24 protein-coding genes are annotated in these 18,706 nt (G+C 38.3%); 20 read left to right on the top strand and 4 right to left on the bottom strand.

All coding sequences use genetic code 11. The annotated features are described in order from the left end of the window. Positions 1–279: 279 nt before the first annotated feature. Entirely contained in the window at positions 280–1,242 is a 963-nt protein-coding gene (gene corA, locus ACH0CI_RS09755; RefSeq protein ID WP_406901325.1) for a magnesium/cobalt transporter CorA, read from the bottom strand. A gap of 130 nt (positions 1,243–1,372) precedes the next feature. On the opposite strand from corA, the gene ACH0CI_RS09760 reads away from it, so the two are divergent. The 15 genes from ACH0CI_RS09760 (at position 1,373) to ACH0CI_RS09830 (ending at position 9,956) form a co-directional block, all read left to right on the top strand. After that, positions 1,373–2,248, top strand: a complete 876-nt coding sequence (locus ACH0CI_RS09760; protein ID WP_049165233.1) for an STAS domain-containing protein — start codon at positions 1,373–1,375, stop codon at positions 2,246–2,248. 218 nt (positions 2,249–2,466) lie between these two features. Continuing rightward, a complete protein-coding gene (ssuD, locus tag ACH0CI_RS09765) occupies positions 2,467–3,537 on the top strand; it encodes an FMNH2-dependent alkanesulfonate monooxygenase (RefSeq protein ID WP_406901326.1) in 1,071 nt (356 codons plus the stop codon). Between the two features lie 121 nt (positions 3,538–3,658). Next, the gene (locus ACH0CI_RS09770) at positions 3,659–4,432 is read left to right on the top strand and encodes an alpha/beta hydrolase (protein ID WP_335707267.1); all 774 of its coding nucleotides are present in this window, start codon (positions 3,659–3,661) and stop codon (positions 4,430–4,432) included. A gap of 79 nt (positions 4,433–4,511) precedes the next feature. Then, on the top strand, positions 4,512–4,712 hold the full coding sequence (locus ACH0CI_RS09775; protein ID WP_013057578.1) for a DUF6501 family protein: 201 nt from the start codon (positions 4,512–4,514) through the stop codon (positions 4,710–4,712). 279 nt (positions 4,713–4,991) lie between these two features. Then, a complete protein-coding gene (locus tag ACH0CI_RS09780) occupies positions 4,992–5,231 on the top strand; it encodes a YiaA/YiaB family inner membrane protein (protein WP_216890276.1) in 240 nt (79 codons plus the stop codon). 124 nt (positions 5,232–5,355) lie between these two features. Then, complete coding sequence (locus ACH0CI_RS09785) at positions 5,356–5,877, top strand: hypothetical protein (RefSeq protein WP_335707268.1); 522 nt, start codon at positions 5,356–5,358, stop codon at positions 5,875–5,877. Positions 5,878–5,986: 109 nt separating this feature from the next. After that, positions 5,987–6,205: a spore germination protein gene (locus ACH0CI_RS09790; RefSeq protein ID WP_013083687.1), complete on the top strand. Its 219-nt coding sequence runs from the start codon at positions 5,987–5,989 to the stop codon at positions 6,203–6,205. An 8-nt stretch (positions 6,206–6,213) separates the two neighbouring features. Beyond that, entirely contained in the window at positions 6,214–6,447 is a 234-nt protein-coding gene (locus ACH0CI_RS09795; RefSeq protein ID WP_028412882.1) for a hypothetical protein, read from the top strand. Positions 6,448–6,601: 154 nt separating this feature from the next. After that, complete coding sequence (locus ACH0CI_RS09800; RefSeq protein ID WP_013057574.1) at positions 6,602–6,943, top strand: DUF1033 family protein; 342 nt, start codon at positions 6,602–6,604, stop codon at positions 6,941–6,943. A 70-nt stretch (positions 6,944–7,013) separates the two neighbouring features. Continuing rightward, positions 7,014–7,571 (top strand): RNA polymerase sigma factor SigY, encoded by a 558-nt coding sequence (gene sigY / locus ACH0CI_RS09805; RefSeq protein ID WP_232217030.1) that lies wholly within the window; start codon positions 7,014–7,016, stop codon positions 7,569–7,571. Further along, the gene (locus tag ACH0CI_RS09810; RefSeq protein WP_335707269.1) at positions 7,568–7,888 is read left to right on the top strand and encodes a YxlC family protein; all 321 of its coding nucleotides are present in this window, start codon (positions 7,568–7,570) and stop codon (positions 7,886–7,888) included. The genes sigY and ACH0CI_RS09810 overlap by 4 nt, the downstream gene beginning before the upstream one ends. After that, a complete protein-coding gene (locus ACH0CI_RS09815; RefSeq protein ID WP_063247752.1) occupies positions 7,888–8,088 on the top strand; it encodes a hypothetical protein in 201 nt (66 codons plus the stop codon). Before ACH0CI_RS09810 ends, ACH0CI_RS09815 begins: the two co-directional genes overlap by 1 nt. Next, entirely contained in the window at positions 8,089–8,280 is a 192-nt protein-coding gene (locus tag ACH0CI_RS09820) for a PLD nuclease N-terminal domain-containing protein (protein WP_013057569.1), read from the top strand. A 12-nt stretch (positions 8,281–8,292) separates the two neighbouring features. Then, positions 8,293–9,183, top strand: coding sequence for an ABC transporter ATP-binding protein (locus ACH0CI_RS09825; RefSeq protein WP_406901327.1), 891 nt, complete (start codon positions 8,293–8,295; stop codon positions 9,181–9,183). Further along, positions 9,180–9,956, top strand: a complete 777-nt coding sequence (locus ACH0CI_RS09830; RefSeq protein ID WP_406901328.1) for an ABC transporter permease — start codon at positions 9,180–9,182, stop codon at positions 9,954–9,956. Before ACH0CI_RS09825 ends, ACH0CI_RS09830 begins: the two co-directional genes overlap by 4 nt. Before the next feature lie 27 nt (positions 9,957–9,983). On the opposite strand, the gene ACH0CI_RS09835 is transcribed toward ACH0CI_RS09830, so the two are convergent. Next, positions 9,984–10,787 carry a lipid II flippase Amj family protein gene (locus ACH0CI_RS09835; protein WP_406901329.1) on the bottom strand — a complete coding sequence of 268 codons (804 nt, stop codon included), beginning with the start codon at positions 10,785–10,787 and terminating at the stop codon, positions 9,984–9,986. Between the two features lie 108 nt (positions 10,788–10,895). Further along, positions 10,896–11,042, bottom strand: coding sequence for a YuzK family famiily protein (locus tag ACH0CI_RS09840; RefSeq protein WP_014459567.1), 147 nt, complete (start codon positions 11,040–11,042; stop codon positions 10,896–10,898). A 251-nt stretch (positions 11,043–11,293) separates the two neighbouring features. On the opposite strand from ACH0CI_RS09840, the gene ACH0CI_RS09845 reads away from it, so the two are divergent. Together ACH0CI_RS09845 and ACH0CI_RS09850 are read left to right on the top strand one after the other, a co-directional pair. After that, a complete protein-coding gene (locus ACH0CI_RS09845; RefSeq protein WP_043981572.1) occupies positions 11,294–11,941 on the top strand; it encodes a VC0807 family protein in 648 nt (215 codons plus the stop codon). A gap of 135 nt (positions 11,942–12,076) precedes the next feature. Further along, positions 12,077–12,349: a hypothetical protein gene (locus ACH0CI_RS09850; protein ID WP_223260190.1), complete on the top strand. Its 273-nt coding sequence runs from the start codon at positions 12,077–12,079 to the stop codon at positions 12,347–12,349. Between the two features lie 57 nt (positions 12,350–12,406). On the opposite strand, the gene ACH0CI_RS09855 is transcribed toward ACH0CI_RS09850, so the two are convergent. Then, positions 12,407–14,107, bottom strand: coding sequence for an L-lactate permease (locus tag ACH0CI_RS09855; protein WP_406901330.1), 1,701 nt, complete (start codon positions 14,105–14,107; stop codon positions 12,407–12,409). A 382-nt stretch (positions 14,108–14,489) separates the two neighbouring features. Here ACH0CI_RS09855 and ACH0CI_RS09860 point away from each other — a divergent pair, with 382 nt between their 5' ends. From ACH0CI_RS09860 to ACH0CI_RS09870, 3 genes are read left to right on the top strand one after another with little or no spacing between them, the layout of a single operon-like run. Beyond that, the gene (locus ACH0CI_RS09860) at positions 14,490–15,815 is read left to right on the top strand and encodes an FAD-binding oxidoreductase (protein WP_406901331.1); all 1,326 of its coding nucleotides are present in this window, start codon (positions 14,490–14,492) and stop codon (positions 15,813–15,815) included. Beyond that, complete coding sequence (locus tag ACH0CI_RS09865; protein ID WP_406901332.1) at positions 15,816–17,177, top strand: (Fe-S)-binding protein; 1,362 nt, start codon at positions 15,816–15,818, stop codon at positions 17,175–17,177. Then, a complete protein-coding gene (locus ACH0CI_RS09870; protein WP_406901333.1) occupies positions 17,161–18,612 on the top strand; it encodes an FAD-linked oxidase C-terminal domain-containing protein in 1,452 nt (483 codons plus the stop codon). The genes ACH0CI_RS09865 and ACH0CI_RS09870 overlap by 17 nt, the downstream gene beginning before the upstream one ends. Positions 18,613–18,706: the final 94 nt, after the last annotated feature.

Genomic DNA, 18,706 nt, shown 5'->3' on the forward strand with positions numbered 1-18,706 from the left:
GGAAGAGCCGAACAATCAATCCATACTCTTAGTAGAAATCGAAAACTTTCGAATTTTTTCATTGATAGGATGAACGTAGGATTCATGTATGCAGGATTTCTAGCGGTTGATGGGAGAGCAAGGCGAAGACTCCTGCAGGAAAAGCGAAACAGGGGAGACCCCGCAGGAGCCTAAGCGACGAGGAGACTCATCGGCCGCCCGCGGAAATTGATAGCACTAGCTCACTTATCCAATTTATTCATCTTTACATTGGATTGATTTCGGTATGTCTCAATCTTTCTACTCTTTATCAGCATTAAACCAGCCTTTTCGCTTGAACCATAGAATTAAACCAAGCGTTATCAATCCCATGAAGCCAAGCACAAAGAAATAGCCATAGTGCCACTTTAGCTCAGGCATATTTTCAAAATTCATTCCGTATACGCCAACGATAAAGGTAAGGGGAATAAAGATAGATGAAATAACAGTCAGTGTCATCATAATTGAATTCATCCGGTTTGAATTAAGAGAAAGATAATTATCGCGCATATCAGACGTCATTTCCCGGTTTGATTCAATCATATCGGCTAATTTTAATAAGTGGTCATAGACATCTTTAAAATACCTTTTTTGTTCAGGATGAACATCTAAGCGTTCAGAATTTATAACACGGTACAATAAATCGCGCATAGGCAAAATGGTTCTTCTGATTTTTAGCAAATCACTTCGAAGTTTAAATACATCTTCCATTAAAACAGAGATTGATTTTTTTGCGTCTATGTTTTCTATATCATTCAGCTCATCTTCAATTTGATATACAGTGGGAAAATATTCATCTACCACTTTATCCATCACAGAATACGCAAGGTAGCTTATTCCTTTTTCTTGAATCGAAGGTGTATGAAGCAGCTTTTCCCATACTTTATCAATTGCAGCTGACGGGTGAAAATGAAAAGTAACCATATAATTATCGCCGATAAAAAGATCAACTTCTTCAGCTTCTAACGTTTGCCGATTTAACGAATGAAGGACAAAAAAACTGTATCCTTCATAATAATCGAGTTTTGGACGCTGCAGAAAATGAAAGCAATCTTCAATCGCTAACGGATGAAAGTGAAAGGATGATTGAAGCAGCAGCGCTTCTTCTTCAGAAGGGCAGTTAAAGTCAATCCAACAGTACTGAATAGAGGGGTCGTGAATCTGATCTAATTGTATATGTTTCACAAGTTTGTTATCGTTCATAAGAGCTAACGTTCGTATCATTTGAAAACTCCTTCGTGTTTTTATAGCCATTTTCAATGTAGCATAAAATCAATAAACTAAACGTATTTTTTTGAAAATTTTCTTTCTCCTCTTTTTATAAAACTAGTAAGGGGGAAAAAGTTGAATTATAATGATAGTAGTAGCTCGTATGGAAAGGGGAATTGTTTTGAATAAAAATGAAGCACTTCGAATGTTTTTCTTAAAACATGCAGATCAACTGACGGAAGAATGGTATGAAAGCCTTGAAGACAATGACCCAGAATCGGTTTATGCATCTACTCATCCGGAAGTCATTTCAGTATTAAAAGGTCAAAATAATGAATTTCATTTATACATAGCCGATGTATTTATAAAAAGTGAAAAAGAATTTTTTGATTCATTTGAAACGTGGATTTTAAAGATTGCGGAAGACGGAGAGCATGTAAGAACGCCTATTCATTATATTATTCGAGAATTTTTCCGAGTTAGAAAACAGTATTTAACATATTTAAATCAATTTGTAGAAGCGTATGACCAAGATATTACGCAAGAAGAACTAGACGAATGGAACGAATTGATTGTACGCGTGTTTGATATCACCGTTTATAAATTTGTTGAAGAGCACCATCAGCATTCAAGACGGTTGCTTGAAGCACACAAAGAGCTGATTAACGAGCTGAGTTCCCCAGTTATTCCATTGAGCGATCATATTGCGATTCTTCCGCTTGTTGGGGATATCGATACAGCAAGAGCGCGCCGAATTTTAGAAAATACGCTAACTCGCTGTGCTGAACAGCAAGTGAATCACCTTTATATTGATATTTCAGGAGTGGTTATTGTTGATACGATGGTTGCTCATCAGATTTTCCAGCTAATTGATGCCTTAAAATTAATAGGCGTAGAATCAACTATCTCTGGGGTACGTCCTGAAATCGCAATTACCGCTTCTCATTTAGGTTTATCGTTTGAAAATATATCAACAAAATCAACTCTTGCTAATGCGATGGCTTCACGTATGAGGAAATAAAAAAACAAGAATTATTTTTAATTCTTGTTTTTTTATTTCAATTCATACTTGACATATAGGTTAAACAGGTATTATGATTTTACTAATTTAATAAATAAAAAGAGTAGTATTACATACGCTAATATACAAATGCATCTCTGTAATTAGCGGACAAGAATTGAACAAATAATATGAAAACGCTTTATATAGAATACGAGAATATTTAGGAGGAAATGGAAATGAACATCTTATGGTTTTTCCCTACAGCAGGGGACGGACATTATCTAGGCACAACCGAAGGAAGTAGAACAAGTGATATTCACTACTTAAAGCAAATCGCACACGGGCTAGATTATCTAGGATATGACGGTGCTTTGTTGCCTACTGGTTCAAATTGTGAAGATTCGTGGGTGATTGCATCGGCACTTGCTTCCGTTACGAAACGACTGAAGTTTTTAATTGCACTTCGCCCGGGTGTAATGTCTCCCACACTTTCAGCACGGATGGCTTCGACATTCGATCAAATATCAAACGGCCGACTTATGTTAAATATTGTGACGGGAGGAGATCCCGTGGAACAAGCAACATACGGCAACTATTTAAGCCATGATAAACGCTACGAGTTAACAGATGAATTTTTAACGATTTGGCGAGATGTAATGGAAGGAAAAAAAGTGGACTATAAAGGAGAACATCTTGATGTAACAGGTGCGTACATTCCGTCGCCTCCTGTCCAAAAACCGTATCCTCCGCTGTACTTTGGCGGGTCTTCTCCAGCGGGCAAAGAAGTAGGCGCAAAGCATGCAGATGTATATTTGTTATGGGGAGAGCCTCCTGCAGTGATCAAGACGAAAATTGATGAGATGAAAGAAAAAGCTGCAAAAGAAGGCAGAGACATTCGCTTTGGTATTCGACTGCACGTTATTGTAAGAGAATTGGAAGACGAAGCGTGGGAATCTGCAGATAAATTAATTAAACATGTTAATGATGATACGATCAAAGCGTTTCAAGATAAGTTTGCGTCATTTGACTCCACTTCCCAAAAAACACAGTCAAGTTTGCACAGCGGCACAAAAGATCGAGGTGCACTGGAGATTGCTCCGAATCTATGGGCTGGAATCGGCTTAGCACGAGAAGGAGCTGGAACCGCTCTTGTTGGAAGTCCTGAAATTGTAGCGGATCGTTTAAAAGAGTACAAAGAGCTAGGAATTGATACGTTTATTTTATCGGGATACCCGCATCTAGAAGAAGCATATACGTTTGCTGAGCTAGTATTTCCACATATTCAAAAAGAACGAAGCAAGAGATAATTCTTGCTTCGTTCTTTTTGAATCGTAAAAAAATAAATAACCCAGTTGACTTATAGGAATTATAGGTGTATTATAAAGGTAGTTCATTTAGTCAGAAAATTTGTGATAAAGGGTGAAGAAAATGGAACGTTATGACGTAATTCAAGGCGCAGAATCTTTTTATTATAAAGGCAACGACATTGGTATACTTGTTTCTCATGGATTTATGGGGACTCCTCAAAGTATGGAATATATCGGAAAAGAATTAGCTAAAAAAGGTTTTACTGTGTACGGTTTGCGACTAACGGGACATGGTACTCACTACTATGATATTGAACAAACAACGTACGAGGAATGGAAGCAGGACTTTTTAAATGGGTATCAGCGTTTGAAGCAAGAATGCCGTCATGTATTTATCTTAGGTCAGTCCATGGGAGGCACTCTCACCTTTCATACAGCAAGTCAAGGATTAGATCTTGACGGAGTTATTGCAATCAATCCGGCTATGACGTCTATTCCTTCAATGGAGCCTTACCGCTCTCGTCATACGCCTCGTTATTTAAAAGAAGAGCATCCTGATATTAAGGATCCAAACGTATATGAAATTACGTATGACAAAGTACCAGTGCGCTCTATGCGTGAGCTGCTTTCTTTAATGGACGAAACAAAAGAACGCTTATCTTATGTAACATGCCCGGCTTTAGTACTAACATCAACCGTTGATAACGTAGTACCGCCTGAGAATTCAGCTTATATCTTAAACCATATTCAATCAGCAGAAAAAAGACAGCACATGCTTCGAAACTCTTACCATGTTGCGTCGATGGATTTTGATAAAGACACAATTGTTGCACAAACGGCACAGTTTGTACAAGCAACAGTTGCCAAAAAAAAAGTGCATGAGCGAATTTTTTAATTTTTAAATTCGCTCCGTTTCTTTTTTACTTCAAGTAAGATAAAATGAATCTTGAATGAAAACAAAGGAGTGTACATACATGATTCATTTAGAATGGAACGATCGTCCAACAATTAAACAAGTAAAATGCATACATACAGATGCAAAAAAATTCGTGGTTGAAAATGTTTTAACAGCAGGAAAAACATATGATGTAAAAAACGAAACAGAAGAATTTTATTTTGTTGTTGATAACACTGGCCAAGTCGGCGGCTTTTATAAAGAATACTTTGAAGGCTAAACAAAAAAATCATCGTCTCGGCGATGATTTTTTTATTGCAATAATTAAATGGAGCTTTCCTTAATGAAAACGAATGAACATACTTTTAAAGAGAAATTCCATATATCTCATCATTTCGAAAAAAAGCTTTATGATAAAAATAGGATGTAAGACCTAAATTCTTCCGTTTCTTGTTCTGATTAAAAGGGTAACTGACTATAAATACCCATGACAACAATTATTTTACAATGTAAAATGAAAGCGACGCTTAACAGAAAAAGGAAAAGAGGAGGTCATACGATGAAAAAGCGTAATACAGCAGCTTTTACATTTTTAGCATGGACAGCTTTTATTACAGCACTATTAGCTATGTTTATAGGAATTTATACCTTAGATGCATCATTACCGGTAAAAGGTTATTATACCGTTGGAACATTATACTTAACGATGTCTGCTTTTGTGCTCCAAAAAACCATTCGTGATAACGAAGAAGATACGGCACACGAACGCAAATATGACAAAGCAGAAGAAGAATTGTAAAGCTAAAAAAAGCATTTTTCTAGCTCCTTGAAAAACATCCCCATTTTTGGGAGATGTTTTTTTATATAAAAAAACAGGGAACTTGTCACTCCGTGTCGTATTAATAAAGAAGGAGGCGATTGAATTGACACAACTAATGATTAATAACGTAAATTTTCACGTTGATATGTTTGAAGAAAAAATGATTACTGATGCGAATACAGGTGAAAAGTTGAAAAGGCTAAACTTTTCTTTTTCGGTTGTAGGCAAAGCAGCTTATGATAAATATGATGCATTTTTTGAGGATCCGTACTTTGAAGTAACAAATATGGAGACAAAAGAAACGCTAACACTAAAAAACATTTCGCATAGCACATTTTATCAGTCACCTGAAATTACAGATCATACAAATATTGTTTTCAGAGTGAAGCTGCAGCAAGAACCTGTTAAAGAAAAAGAACAAGTGAAAAATGAACGTCCAACAGAGAGCACGGTAAATGAAATGCTTTTATCTAGAATAAAGTTTAAGGCTCTTGTCGAAATACTTGAAGAAAAAGGACTTCTAACAGAGAATGAGTTGTATACTAAAATTGAAGAAGTAGCAGAACGAGATTTTGATATTCTTCGAGATGAATTAAGTCATTCTAAAAAAGAGGTAAAAGCGTAAAAATACCCCACTCTGCAGGGGGATTTTTTATTTATATCCATTAATTTATAACCCTTTTGATAAATCATTCATATATTACATCACGATGAAAATAAAAAGGGTGAGGATAATGCCGATTGTTATTAATCATGTAGTGATTCCAAATGTTACAGGAGGAGTCGTTACATTTGGCGACACGTACTATGTTTCTCCAAAAAGCAACAGTAAAACTGCGCAAGGTTCAGGGTCTTCAAATACAGGAATTTGTGTAAATACAAATTCGGGACTTTCTAATACAAATACGCTCGATCCGGATGGTTCTGACCAAAACGGCTTCGGAAACGGATAAGGAAAGAGATGTTTTACTCTTCTTTCTACACGCCTTTTCAGTATTCGTTTTATCCGTATTTTATGCCTTCTTTTGCACGTCCAATTGGATTTGTCGTGTCACCTGATGGAGCGATGGATAACTGGTGGGGCAAAAAACCATCTTGGTGGGGCAAAATCACGCCTTCAGCCGGCGTTTTTCCTCCTGTTACCCAGTATTATACGGGCAGTTTAGTTCCTTATAGTTTAAGGGGCTATTACTAATATAAAAAAGAAGTTCAGATTAAGCCAACTTGTTAGCGCCTATTTCCTAAAATAGGCGTTTTTTTCCGTTTTACTTGATTCAAAGTTATTTTTGCTGAATAATAAAGAAAAGAGAATTTTTAGAAGTAAGCTGTAAGTAAGGAGATGTTCAATCATGACAGATAAATGGAGAGTTCATAAAATAAAAAGTGATTGTGAACCTTGGCTGTTTTTAGAAGGCTGGGAAAAAGATATTATTGAAACCATTGAATTTGAAAAAAAAGAAGAAGCGCTTCGCTACTACGCGATGATGATTTATGAATTTCATCAAAAATACGCAAGCGTGCGAAGTGATGAACTAGCGCTCTTTAGCTTTTGGAACGAAGGCGAAAAGGAATTTTGCGAGGCCTGTGATGATGATCTTCAAATCTTCCACGGTGTTTTATTCGCTAAAAACGATGAAGTCTATTCATTAGAAGAAGATGAAGAAGGATTAAAAATGCTTCGTACTAAATAAAAACGTCCTGCGGGGCGTTTTTTTTATATAAAAAATGAACGATTTCAATCGCTCAAGCGTCATATAGGTGATGAAACAAAAAGGAGGGGTGACCGCTTTGGAACAAGATGATTTCATCCTTGTCCAAAAAGCATTACAAGGTGATGATGATGCCTTTTCATTATTATTTCAGCGCTATCATTCATTTTTATATAAATACCTTTTAAAGCTGACATTAGATGAGGACTTATGCAGTGAATTGTGTCAGGAAGCAATGATGAAGTGTTACGTGAATCTTTCTTCATACAAAAATGAAGCAAAGTTTTCGACTTGGATGATATCCATTGCTTCAAGACTGTACATGGATTATTTGCGTAAGCAAAAACGTGAAAAAAGCAGTCTTCAGCGAATAAAGCAGGCTTTATCGCATCAGCTTCAGTGGAAAGCTAAATACAAAGGAGTGGAGTGGAGCGAGATGTTTTCCGATTTTAATGAACTCGATTCGCGCTTTCGAATTCCTGTCTTGCTTCGACATTATTACGGATATACATACGATGAGATTGCCCATATGCTGAATATGCGAGCAGGAACGGTCAAATCAAGAGTAAATAAAGGAGTAAACATACTGAGAAAGGAGTGGAAAGAATGAGAGAAGAAAATGACAATCAGTCCTTGCATTCTTTAAAAAAAGATTGGGAGCAGCTAGAGAGTTTAGCAAGTCATGAACGTATTTCTCTTCGTGTCATTAAAGAGCAACTTCTTATTGAAAAACAAAAGCAGAAAAAGGCTTTTCGGAAAGAGTTATGCTTATTTACATTAACAGCACTTGTTATTTTAACAGTAATGGCGACGGCTATTTTACAAATACCTGCCTTATTTATCGCCATTGAGGTAATTGGCATCATTGTTGCGCCTCTTTCTTTTATCGTTTTTCACTATAAACGAAAAAAGGAGATGTTTTTATAATGAATGAAAAATGGATTATTGTGCTGTTTATTTCACCATTTCTCCTTCTTCAAAGCTTTCTACTTTTTATCAATGCAAAAAAACGCGGCGCTCATCCATGGTTTTGGGGAATATGGGGGCTGATTCAAATTCCAATGCCAACGCTGTTTTATTGGTTTTTTATTATTTGGCTTCCAGCACGAAGAAAAAGGGGGATGTAAATGAAGGACATTAACTGGTTGTTAATTGCTCCAATTCTATTCTTACAATTGCTTTTAATGATTCCAGCGTTAATAAGCTGCATAAAGCAAGAAGAGACAAACGGACCAAAATGGCTATGGGGACTCATCATTTTATGTGTAAGTACAGTTGGCCCCGTTTTATATTTTGTTTTAGGACGTAAAAAACAGTGAGGTGGAGCGAAGATGTTTATGCAAGTAGAAGGACTGACAAAAACGTACCGTAATATAACCGTTGTAGATAACCTTTCATTTAATCTCGATAAAGGAAAATGTGCAGCATTGTTAGGCCCTAATGGTGCAGGTAAGACGACTACTTTGCATATGATTGCAGGTCTTACTGCACCTAATAAAGGGAAAATTTCTTTTGAAAATAAACAGCATCAAGACGTACGATCATTTATTGGCTTTCTGCCGCAGCATCCTACGTTTTTTAATTGGATGACGCCTCAGCAGTATTTAACTTTTTTAGGCCTTTTATCTAACATTTCAAAGAATGTGCTTTCTCAACGAATAGATGAAGTACTTAAAACGGTAGGTTTAAAAGGAAAGGAAAAGCAGAAAATTGCAAGCTTTTCTGGAGGAATGAAACAACGTTTGGGCTTAGCTCAAGCCTTGTTACATAAACCTGAACTGCTAATTCTAGATGAACCCGTTTCGGCTTTGGATCCTGAAGGCAGAAAAGATGTCCTAATGATTATCGAAACATTAAAAAAAGATACGACCATCCTTTTTTCAACTCACATTTTGCATGATGCAGAACAAATATGCGATAACATGATTATGATTAAAAACGGACGCATGAAATGGAATGGAACAAAGAGTTCGCTGCGCCAAGAGTTTGCGGCTCCTGCTTTTACGATTGAAACAGAAGAAAGGCTCCCTGCATCATTTAGCAGTCTGCCAAGTGAACAGGTGCTGTTTCATTCTCCTTATAAAGCCACTGTAAGTCTAAAAGATACATCTCAGCAGCAACAGCTGCTTCAACTGCTTGTTGATCAACAAGCAAATCTTGTTTTATTTGAACGAAAACAGCATTCTCTTGAAGACGTGTATCTAGAGGTGATGAATAAATGAACACATTTGGAGTCTTATTTAAAAAGGAGCTGCATGAATTATTTGCGAACGGCAAAGGAATTTGGCTGCCCGTCTCTTTACTTTTGCTAGGCATCACACAGCCTTTAACGAATTATTATATGCCACAAATCATTGACATGGCAGGAAATTTGCCAAAAGGAGCAATTATTCAACTTCCTACGCCAAGCGGTCAAGAAGTATTGCAAGGTGTCCTTTCACAATATAGCACAATAGGAATCTTATTGATTGTACTGGCAAGCATGAATATGATTTCAAATGAACGACAAAATCATGCGGCTGTACTTGTTATGATGAGACCGGTGAGTGTCATTCAATACATTATGAGTAAATGGGCTGCGCAAATCGTACTGGTTATTGGCTCAATGTTTATAAGCTATATAGCAGCGTGGTATTATACAAATCTTTTATTTTCACATGTGGATTGGACTCATATGATAGTTAGCTTTCTTTTATACAGCCTGTGGCTGATTTTTATCTTGTCCGTGCTAGTGGCAGCTGGAACCTTTCTTTTACAAAGCGGAGGAATTGCTGGAGTAAGCATTTTGATTATTGCGTCACTTTCATTTTTAAGTACTTTGTTTACGAATCAATTAAAGTGGAGTCCTGCAGCGCTGTCACAATACGCCGGTCGTATACTTGAACAATTGCACTGGTCACAAAGTGTCACCTATACCGTAGTTGTTACATTAGTAAGCTGCTTTCTTCTTTTAATTGCTGCTGTTTATAGATACAAAAAAGTAGAATATGTATAAAAAGACTTCTGAAACGAAGTCTTTTTTCTAAGGAATTAATTTACAAATCCAAGCGATATAAAGAGCAGCGGGGACTAAGAGAATCTGGGCACATACTGTCCCGCATAAACGAGAGATGACGAGTGTACCAACCATTTTATTCATAGATTGCTTAGTCGATTCACCTTTCATTACCTTTTCAGTTAGAATGGCTACTTGCGGATCTACAAACACTGCAAGGGTAATCATCGCTAGTCCGTTAATAAGACCAGAAGACATCAGAATCGATTTAGAAAGAGTAGGCTCGAGCGTAGAAGCATAAAGAGTGGAAAGAACACCTACTGTATAAATGGTCGTAGCCATTAAATTTAAAAGAAGCAATCGCTTGGGCACTCCGCCTATTCGCAGCTGAGACAGCATAATCCACCTAGGACGCTTCACGTGTTTTTTTGCTTTCTCAAGGGTATATATGGAAGTAATGTTTTTCATCATTTTGGGTACAGATCCTGCTACTTCTAAGTGTGAAATCATGCGAGAGAAGATTGATACAAAGCTAGGAATTAAAAGAGCACCTGCGATTGTCCCAATAGAGGCCGCGAGCAAGATAGTTTGAAGCTGCTGAAGTAGAAGGGACAAATCTTCTTTAGACTGGACCGCATCTCCTAATTTGCCGGTCAGCGGAGCTTGCACCATATTAGCTGTTCTTGAAACGATGACAATAATATTAAAAAGAGATAGGGCTACGACTAGTTTTCCAGTTTTCAAGCCCGCGATTCTCACAGAGTAGGCTAGTGTTTCAATCATGTGAATAATTCCTACAAATACACAAATAATCAGTAATTTTTCCATCATAATAAGTAAGTTCCTTTCTTTGATACACGCACGTCCTTATTATGTATAATTTTGGTTCATTTGTAAATAAAAAGCCGCTTGCTACTCTTGGTAGCAAGCGGCTTTTTATTATCGATGCTGGTTAATATCACGAAGTATATCTTTGCTAGCCTGATAATCTTTTTCCCGTTCTTTTTCCACCTGTAGACGTTTGTCTAGTTTACGGCTATATTCAGCATACCCCACGCCGTGAGAAAGCTGCATGGCCTTTTCCATTTCTGACGTGTACGTTAGGTGAAGTGCGATAATGAATCAATCCTTTCAGCATTTTTCACTTGTGGCACATGTATTGCTGCTCAAGTGTTTCGATGTTTATAATTCTTGAAGTCTTTCTAAAAATCGTTTTCCCTGTCGCTTTGGATCTAAACATAAATGATTAAAATTTCATAACATTCCAGGTAAAAGCCTTTTTTTCTTGCGTAGCATCCCATATAATAGCAGGAACAACGTTTTTAAAGGAGTTATATATGAACAATACAAAACGAGTATGGTTTGATTTACTTTTTTATATCGCTATTCCTTACCTAATATGGAATCAGGGAAAAGACATTATTGGTGATTACTATGCCATTTTGCTTTCAACAGCACCAGCGTTTGTGTATACCATTTATACATTTATTAAAGATCGCCAGTTTAACGTAACAGGATTGTTTATTGTCATTACGCTGCTGGCACGTACCATTATTGATTTAATTTCAGGAAACGCAGCGACGATGTTAAACAATCAAGTATACTTTATGATTGGACTGGCTGTAGTTGTCCTTTTTACCATTGTGATAAAAAAGCCAATTGGTTTGTACTTTTTTGTAGATACGGCGTACTTAATGGGCTATAAGCGAGAAGACTCTCTAAAACTCTTCCACCAGCCTGATTTATTCAAAATGATGAACTGGCTTACAGTACTGTTCGCAGGTCGCTATGTATTTTTAGCAATTGTAAAATACGTATTGATTCAAAAGTACGGAGTAGAAGGGTACGGGAACATGATTGTATTCCGTCAGGCCGTTACGTGGGCATTCTCTATTTTAATTGCCATTTACACGTATTTTATTTATAAAAAAATTCAAGATAAAACAGGGATGGATAATCCAATGAATCCAAATGTAAATGAATAAAAGGAGAAGCGTGCGTTTAGCTAACGTACGCTTTTTTTGTTACAAAACAGTGAACAGTGCCCGAAACACTAACATCTCATTTAAAATTAATAGTAAAATAACGCTATTAGAAACGGGATGAAAGTAGGTCAAGAAATGAAACTATTATTAGCATGTCAAAAGCAGCCTTATCGGATCCTAGAAATGATTATGGTGTTTTTCACTTTAATTTTTGTCGTACTGTCGTTTTTTGATTACCGTCAGCTGTTTTTTCTCGTGTTTACCCTTGGAATTGTATTTGCTATTCGAGCGTTTGAAATGCAAGAAGGAGAGAAAAAGACGCAAGGAAACATCTGGCTGCTTGTCGGTGTTGTCATGATTTTGCTAGACATAGTTTTATTTGTTGTATATGCCATTAATCGATCTTAACTAAAAGAAAAAGGCTTCCGTGCAGAGGTTCACCTCTAACTGCGGAAGCTTTTTTGATTAAGGAATCATCCACGATAATACACTAGATTGTAAAAATGTTAGTAGGCAGACAATCAGCAGTAAAAATAAGCTGTGCTTCACCGTAAAACGAAGCAGATCGGATTCTTTTCCTGCCAGCCCAACCGCAGCACAGGCAACGGCGATGGACTGCGGCGAAATCATTTTACCGGTTACTCCCCCAGAAGAGTTTGCTGCAAGCGCAAGAAGCGGGTCCATTCCAATAGACGTAGCCGTGATTTTTTGCAAGTTGCCGAACAATAAGTTGGCTGATGTATCTGATCCTGTAATAAAAACACCAAGCCAGCCGAGTACAGGAGAGAAAAAGGGAAATAACGCGCCTGTTTTAGCTAATAGCAGTCCTAAGGTTGTACTCATTCCAGAAGCATTTGTCACGTAAGCAAATGCAACAACGGACATAATCGTAAGCAGCGGCAGCGCTAATTCTTTGCACGTCTCGTTAAACGTAATAAACCAGTCTTTCCAAGAGATGTTGACGATAAATTTTGTGACAACAGCAGACAACAGGATAGCTGTTCCGGCAGCGCCTAGTAATTCTAACTTGTACACTGCCGCAATCGGTTCTCCATTTCCATTTAAAATTAAATTACTTAACCAAGGTACTTCTGGCATAAACGTTAAATAATGTCCGATGGAATTAATAGCCCCCAAAAAAGCGTTAGCTCCTTCATAATGTCCCGTCAAAGCGGTTTTAATTTGAGGAATTCCCCATATGGAAATAAAGATCGTTAAAATTAAAAAAGGTGACCACGCCTTTGCAATTTGAGCTCCCGTGAATGAGGGTTGATCTTGAGTTTTTCTTGGCTCAGCGGAAGCGGAGGCTACTTCATGTGCTGCTTTTTCAGATTGAAAACGGAACGTTGTTTTTGGTTTCCAGAATTTTAAGAAAATAGCGAGCGCAAAAAGTGAAACGAGTGCCGATAAAATATCGGGAAGTTCAGGTCCTAAAAAGTTAGAGCTGACAAACTGGGTAAGAGCAAAAGAGACGCCGGATACTAGAATAGCAGGGAGTACTTCTACTGTTTTCTTAAATCCAGCCATTACAAAAACCAAATATAGCGGAATAAATACAGAAATAAAAGGAAGCTGGCGGCCTACCATTTTAGAGATTTCCATTGCCGCTACTCCAGTAGGACCCTCCATAGCCGTGATAGGAATACCGATTGCACCAAAAGCAACGGGTGCTGTATTTGCTAATAAACATAAGCCAGCGGCATACAGCGGATTAAAACCTAGGCCTACAAGCAAAGCTGCTGAAATCGCAACAGGTGCGCCAAAACCAGCAGCACCTTCAAGAAAAGCCCCAAACGAAAAAGCAACCAACAAAGCTTGAAGTCTGCGATCTTCTGTAATAGATACGACAGAGGTACGAATAATATCAAACTGACCGGTTTTTACAGTTAGTTTGTAAAGAAAAACGGATGTAATGATAATCCATCCAATCGGCAGTATACCGTATACAGCTCCTTGACTAGCTGACATAAAAGCCATGCTAGCCGGCATTTTATAGGCAAGCATCGCAACGGCAAGTGCGACCAGTAAGGTTGTAATCCCAGCCATATAACCTTTCATTCGTTTAATAGCCAGAGCCCAAAAGAAGTAAAGAATAGGAATCAAAGCGATTAATGAAGACCAAATGACGCTGTTTCCTACAGGAGTGAACTGCTGTGTCCATGTCATAACTAACACCTCATTTTCAAATTAGTGAACTACGAATTTAGTAAAACGAAACCATTAAAACTACGATGATAAGGTCATCTGATGACTTATGTAAAAATGAATTCGCTTACATTATATTCTAATACTTTCGTGATAGGCAAGTACTAAAAGAAACTTTTTTTCTAAAGAACGGACATTTTTTTGTTGATAAGAAGAAAATACTGGTTGAAAATCCCAAGAATAGGTGATTAAATGATTGTAAGCGCTTAAAATATATCTTTTCATCTATTCTACTAATTATTCTTCTTATTAATCTACTACTTTCAGTCGTATTATACATGGCACTTCTGTATGTTATTAGTGAAACGTTGTTTGCTATTACAAAACGAGAGGAGTCAATTTATTGAGTACGTTAGAACTTCCAGGTCATTTAAAATCCATTTTATCTCATCCTTCCACACTTGAAGAACAGCATATGAATCACTTCCTTGGAAATAACGGGTCCGTGCATGTTAAGCCAACTTCAGAACAAGAAATAGCAGCCGTTTTAAGGTATGCGGCGGAACACGGAAAAAAAGTCGTCATTGAAGGGAACGGTACCAAAAAAGGCTTTGGCGGGCTTATAGACACAGCAGATCTTTTGCTTTCGCTGACTGAATACAGCGGAATTGTTGAACATACAGTAGGCGATATGACGGTTACTGTAAAAGCTGGTACGCCGTTTGGAGAGCTGCAAACGTATTTAAAAACGTACAATCAGCAAGTTTCACTTGATCCAGCTCTAGGAGACTACGCTACAATCGGCGGAGTTATTGCAGCGAATGAAAGTGGCCCAAAGCGCTTGTCTTATGGATCAGCTCGAGATGCAGTAATCGGTATGAGAGTCGTATATTCAGATGGAACCATTGTTCGTTCAGGGGGAAAAGTGGTCAAGAACGTGGCTGGCTATGATATGAATAAGCTGTTTATTGGTTCAATAGGAACGCTCGGCGTTATATCCGAAATAACGTTAAAGCTGCGTCCGCTGCCCAAGTATCAAAGCGTTCTTTTTCTTTCTTTTTCAAAGGGCAACATCGAAGAAATTCATGCGTTTGTTAGCAAAGTCTTAGACTCCATGATAGAGCCCGTTTCCTTGGAATTATTAAATCCTTCTCTAGCTGAAGATGTAATAGGGCAGCATCTGTTTACGCTTGTAATCAGCTTTGAAGACGTGGAAAGTTCCGTTCATTATCAAGAGAATTACATCAAAAGTATTCAGCCTGCTGATACGATTTTAAAAGTACTGCAGGAAAAAGAAGCCGAGGTGTTCTGGGGATTTTTTAGTAACATTAGTCCAAATGGTGCACTTTGTTCTTCCGAAGAAGAAACGGAAGCCACTTTAAAAGTCGGCGTACCAAATATAAATGTACTCGACGTGATAAACAAAAGTACTGCTTTAAAAACGTCCCTTCCCATGCTGATAAAAGCACATGGAGGAGTTGGACACGGTCTTTGCTCAGTCTACATAAAGGGCTCAGAAGAAGCCATTCTTTCCGTTATCACTTCATTTACTGAAACGGCTAAAACGTACGGAGGATATGTGGTGGTTAAACATTTGCCTTTTATACTGCGTCAAAAAGTAAATGTGTGGGGGGAAAAACCTTCTCATTTTCCGTTACTAGCAGGAATTAAAGCAAAGGTGGACGCTAAAAATGTGCTTAACTATAAACGATTTATAGGAGGAATCTAAGTGAATTCAGCGAAAGCGGATATCAAAGATGCTCCATGTCAAAGCGTTAGCAATTATTTGTGGAAAGACGCGCCAGACGAAAAAAAATGGGCGGATTGTGTACACTGCGGAATGTGCTTGGAGTCTTGTCCTACTTACGAAATAACGGGGCAAGAACAGCATTCACCAAGAGGACGCGTGCACCTTATCAAATCGGTAGCAGAAGGAAAGATAAGCGTGAATGAACAGTTTACAGATCCTGTATTTGCTTGTTTGGACTGCCGTGCCTGTACAACTGCTTGTCCTGCAAATGTAGACGTTGGCGGACTCATTGAAGAAGCTCGCGGCCAAATTCGTCAGGCGATGCCTTTGACGGGATGGAAAGGAATGATCAGCAAGTTTTTTCTAAAGGAACTTTTTCCTCATTCCCATCGCTTAGAAGTTGCAGCAAGTCTATTAAAGTTGTATCAAAAAAGCGGGATGCAAAAAATGGTTCGCACAACAGGCATGTTAAATATGATGCCAACACATCTAGCAGAAATGGAACATGTAATGCCTAAAATTACCCGTTCTGTTCGAAAAAAATATAAAAAAGAACGCGTTCTAAAAGCAAAAGCCGAAAGAAAAGCCGAAGTTGCTTTTTTAACGGGCTGCATTATGGACGTCATGTTCAGTGATATTAACGAAGCGACTCTTAATGTATTAAGAAGAAACGGAAACGACGTTGTTATTCCTCATTCTCAGACGTGCTGTGGTGCTTTGCACGTTCATGCAGGAGACCGAGACATGGGAAGGCAGCTTGCAAAAAAAAATATAGAGGCGTTTCAGCATGCCGATACCATTATTGTAAACGCTGCGGGCTGCGGCTGCATGTTAAAAGAGTATCCTGAACTATTTAGAGAAGAAGAGCAAGAGTGGCTTGAAAAAGCCGAAGTCTTTGCTAAAAAAGTCCAGGATATTTCAAAATACCTTCATGATACGGGATATCGCCCTCCGCAGGCGAAGCTGCATACGCGCATTACGTATCACGACGCTTGTCATTTAGCTCATGGTCAAGGAATTAGAGAAGAACCAAGAGATATTTTGCTTTCTATTCCGGGAGTTGAAATGGTTCATATGGCTAACGCAGACAGATGCTGTGGAAGCGCAGGAATTTATAATTTAACAAACCCTGACATGGCGGGAGCCGTGCTTCAAAGTAAAATGGAAAATGTGCCCCCTGACGTAGAAATGATTTCAATGGGAAACCCAGGATGTATGCTGCAGATGGCAGTAGGAGTGAAAAAATATGGACGAAGTCAGCAAATTGTTCACACGGTACAGCTTTTGGAGTGGGCTTATCAAAAAGAAGAGGAGGAAGCGCATCGTGTTGAAGAAAAATAGAATAAAAGATCTTCACGTGAAAAATCTTTCTCAACTAGTAGATGCTCATTCTATTTTGTATCACAAAGAAGATTTACTTGCGTACGACTGCGATGGGTTTACTATTCACAGACACTTGCCTAAAGCGGTGTTATTTCCTAAAAATACGAAAGAAGTTTCTAGCATTGTTAAATACTGCAATGAACATGACTTGCCTTTTCTTGCAAGAGGAGCAGGCACAGGACTGAGCGGAGGAGCGATTCCGCTTAATAACGAAGTGATTATTAGTTTAGTAAAAATGAAGCGGCTGCTTAGCGTCGACTATGAAAACAGACGTGCCGTTGTAGAGCCCGGATTTATTAATCTTAAGTTAACTAATTCAATCTCTGAAAAAGGATATTATTATGCACCCGATCCTTCGAGTCAGTATTGCTGCACCATTGGTGGAAATGTAGCGGAAAACGCGGGAGGGGCACACTGTCTAAAATATGGCGTAACTACCAACCATATTTTAGGGCTAGAGGTGGTGCTTCCAAATGGAGATGTGATTGAACTTGGCAAGCAAGGTATTCCAGATGAACCGGGATATGATTTATTAGGACTTTTAACAGGATCAGAAGGGACGTTAGGAATCGTTACAAAAATTACGGTGCGCATTTTGAAAAACCCCGAAGCCAAACAAACGGTACTTGCCTATTTCGACCGCGTAGAAGACGGCAGTCAAGCGGTATCCGACATTATATCAGCCGGCATTGTGCCCGCTGCGCTTGAAATGATGGATAAAACCGCCATTGAAGGAGTGGAAGCTGCTGCGTTTCCAGTCGGACACCCTAGAGATATTGAAGCTCTTTTATTAATTGAAGTAGACGGCATTTCAGCCGGTATCGAAGAGCAAATCATACGTATTTTAGACGTATGCAAAAAACAAAACGTACGGGAAGTGAAAGTAGCTGAAAGTGAAGAAGAGCGCGCCAGGTGGTGGGCAAATCGCAAAACAGGATTTGGAGCGATGGGAGCTATATCCCCTGACTACCTCGTACAAGACGGCGTTATTCCAAGAAGTAAACTGCCTCAAGTGCTGAAGCGAATCAACAAAATTAGCGAAGAAGCAGGCCTTCGTATTGCCAATATTTTTCACGCTGGAGACGGGAACTTGCATCCGCTTGTATTATTTGATGCTAGAAAGCCAGGGGAAACTGAAAAAGCACTCGAAGCCGGAAGCGCATGTTTGCAAGTATGTGCAGAAGTAGGAGGAACGATTACCGGGGAACACGGTGTGGGCATTGAAAAAAAGGAAGAAATGCGATTTGTTTTTAATGAAGATGAAATTCAAGCACAAACGAATATACGAGAAGTATTTAATCCTAAAAATCTATTAAATGCAGGAAAGCTTTTTCCAAGTCCGAGCCGCTGCGCTGAAGTCAAAAAAGAAAAGAAAAAAGTGGGTTATTTTTAGAAAATTCTTGAAAATACATTCGCTCGATGATATGATTTTTTTAACAAAAATAAAACGCTGTTTTGTAATAAGAAACAGTACCGCATATGTTCGT

The sequence above is a fragment of the Priestia sp. 179-F W1.4 NHS genome (assembly GCF_045369295.1).
GTDB classification, from domain to species: domain Bacteria; phylum Bacillota; class Bacilli; order Bacillales; family Bacillaceae_H; genus Priestia; species Priestia zanthoxyli.

Bases quoted from the DNA above. Each gene is read 5' to 3' on its own strand.
- ACH0CI_RS09820 (WP_013057569.1), top strand. From the start codon at position 8,089: ATGAAGGACATTAACTGGTTGTTAATTGCTCCAATTCTATTCTTACAA.
- ACH0CI_RS09835 (WP_406901329.1), bottom strand. From the start codon at position 10,787: ATGATGGAAAAATTACTGATTATTTGTGTATTTGTAGGAATTATTCAC.
- sigY (WP_232217030.1), top strand. From the start codon at position 7,014: ATGAAACAAAAAGGAGGGGTGACCGCTTTGGAACAAGATGATTTCATC.
- corA (WP_406901325.1), bottom strand. From the start codon at position 1,242: ATGATACGAACGTTAGCTCTTATGAACGATAACAAACTTGTGAAACAT.
- ACH0CI_RS09795 (WP_028412882.1), top strand. From the start codon at position 6,214: ATGTTTTACTCTTCTTTCTACACGCCTTTTCAGTATTCGTTTTATCCG.
- ACH0CI_RS09815 (WP_063247752.1), top strand. From the start codon at position 7,888: ATGAATGAAAAATGGATTATTGTGCTGTTTATTTCACCATTTCTCCTT.
- ACH0CI_RS09840 (WP_014459567.1), bottom strand. From the start codon at position 11,042: ATGGAAAAGGCCATGCAGCTTTCTCACGGCGTGGGGTATGCTGAATAT.
- ACH0CI_RS09810 (WP_335707269.1), top strand. From the start codon at position 7,568: ATGAGAGAAGAAAATGACAATCAGTCCTTGCATTCTTTAAAAAAAGAT.
- ACH0CI_RS09775 (WP_013057578.1), top strand. From the start codon at position 4,512: ATGATTCATTTAGAATGGAACGATCGTCCAACAATTAAACAAGTAAAA.
- ACH0CI_RS09855 (WP_406901330.1), bottom strand. From the start codon at position 14,107: ATGACATGGACACAGCAGTTCACTCCTGTAGGAAACAGCGTCATTTGG.
- ACH0CI_RS09850 (WP_223260190.1), top strand. From the start codon at position 12,077: ATGAAACTATTATTAGCATGTCAAAAGCAGCCTTATCGGATCCTAGAA.
- ACH0CI_RS09800 (WP_013057574.1), top strand. From the start codon at position 6,602: ATGACAGATAAATGGAGAGTTCATAAAATAAAAAGTGATTGTGAACCT.
- ACH0CI_RS09770 (WP_335707267.1), top strand. From the start codon at position 3,659: ATGGAACGTTATGACGTAATTCAAGGCGCAGAATCTTTTTATTATAAA.
- ACH0CI_RS09780 (WP_216890276.1), top strand. From the start codon at position 4,992: ATGAAAAAGCGTAATACAGCAGCTTTTACATTTTTAGCATGGACAGCT.
- ACH0CI_RS09830 (WP_406901328.1), top strand. From the start codon at position 9,180: ATGAACACATTTGGAGTCTTATTTAAAAAGGAGCTGCATGAATTATTT.
- ACH0CI_RS09790 (WP_013083687.1), top strand. From the start codon at position 5,987: ATGCCGATTGTTATTAATCATGTAGTGATTCCAAATGTTACAGGAGGA.
- ACH0CI_RS09845 (WP_043981572.1), top strand. From the start codon at position 11,294: ATGAACAATACAAAACGAGTATGGTTTGATTTACTTTTTTATATCGCT.
- ACH0CI_RS09825 (WP_406901327.1), top strand. From the start codon at position 8,293: ATGTTTATGCAAGTAGAAGGACTGACAAAAACGTACCGTAATATAACC.
- ssuD (WP_406901326.1), top strand. From the start codon at position 2,467: ATGAACATCTTATGGTTTTTCCCTACAGCAGGGGACGGACATTATCTA.
- ACH0CI_RS09760 (WP_049165233.1), top strand. From the start codon at position 1,373: ATGATAGTAGTAGCTCGTATGGAAAGGGGAATTGTTTTGAATAAAAAT.